The organism is Pantoea sp. SIMBA_079, from assembly GCF_046940275.1.
Classification (GTDB): domain Bacteria; phylum Pseudomonadota; class Gammaproteobacteria; order Enterobacterales; family Enterobacteriaceae; genus Pantoea; species Pantoea borealis.
The window spans coordinates 1-233 of the sequence record NZ_JAWRYR010000952.1 but is presented as its reverse complement, the minus strand read 5'-3'; the positions used below and the strand labels follow the sequence as shown (position 1 = coordinate 233).

Annotated in this window: 1 protein-coding gene; it reads left to right on the top strand. The window is 79.4% G+C overall.

Going from position 1 to position 233, the window contains the following annotated elements; genetic code table 11:
• Positions 1 to 28 precede the first annotated feature (28 nt).
• Positions 29 to 233 (top strand): hypothetical protein (locus SB719_RS22750; protein WP_412160122.1); only part of this gene is annotated, 205 nt, incomplete at its 3' end.

The window sequence follows — 233 nt, the reverse complement described above, 5'->3', positions numbered from 1 at the left end:
CGCCGTCGCGCTGACCGGAGGAGCCTCGATGGAAGCCGCCGTCCGCGCTGCTCGGCGCGCCGTCGAAGCTGCCGGCCTGCCGGAACCGGACGATGGCGCTGCCCGCGCGCTGCTTCGCCTGGCCGAGTCGGCCGGTGCGCCGGCGGTCGAGATGCTCATCGCGTCGGCGCGTCAGTCGCGCCGGGCGGCCCGCGCGGAGGCCCGGCGGGCCGCGGCGACCTTGGGCGTCGCAC